The organism is Cupriavidus sp. FW305-F7 (assembly GCF_058782875.1).
Map to the genome: position 1 here is coordinate 1 of NZ_JBYSYC010000130.1, position 844 is coordinate 844.

General features: G+C 58.9%; 1 protein-coding gene. It reads left to right on the forward strand.

Translation table 11 applies throughout. The features are described from left to right. Positions 1–844, forward strand: an 844-nt coding sequence (locus tag AC3WL8_RS39925) for an RNA-guided endonuclease InsQ/TnpB family protein (protein WP_492380258.1), incomplete at both ends; no start/stop codon positions are given.

Here is an 844-nt window from a genome sequence, read left to right on the forward strand (position 1 = left end):
CATCCATTCCGGCACGGTCAACGCGACATGCGAGCAGTACGCGAAATCGCGCAGCCAGCATCGCCGTCCTTACTTGCGATACCGCGGTAGGAAGAGCCTTGGATGGGTGCCCATGAAGGGCCGCGATTTGAAACGAGAGGGCGAGGCGTTTCGCTTTGCCGGGCATACCTTCCGCGTTTTCAATAGTCGCCTGTTGCCCGAAGGCAAGGTCAGGGACGGCAGCAACTTTGCGCAGGATTCGCGCGGGAACTGGTTTCTCAACATCGTGATAGAAGTTGCTGATATGCCGGCACGCCCGATTCAAACTGGCGTCGGCATCGATCTTGGTTTGAAGGACTTCGCGACGCTTTCGACCGGCGAGAAGCTCCCCAATGACCGGTTTGGCCGGCATGCCGCCGAACGACTGGCGAAGGCGCAGCGTGCGCGAAAGCACAAGCGGCATATTGCCAAGCTGCATGCCAAGGTGGCGAATGCCCGCGCCGACTTCCAGCACAAGCTTGCGCTCGAGCTCGTCCGGCGCTTCGATTACATCGCGGTCGGCAACGTGTCGGCTTTGAAACTCGCCAAAACCAAGATGGCGAAGAGCGTCTACGACGCATCCTGGTCGTCCTTCCGGGACAAGCTCCGCTACAAAGCGATTGCGCACGGAGCCACGTTTGAGGAAGTGAACGAAAGCGGTTCTACCCAGTCCTGTTCGGCGTGCGGTTCGAAGGACAGCACGACGCGGCCGAAAGGTATCGCAGGACTGCGAATAAGAGAGTGGACCTGCAGTAGATGTGGTGTCGTGCATGACCGTGATACCAATGCTGCGTTAAACATTCTCCGATGCGGACGTGCATCGCCA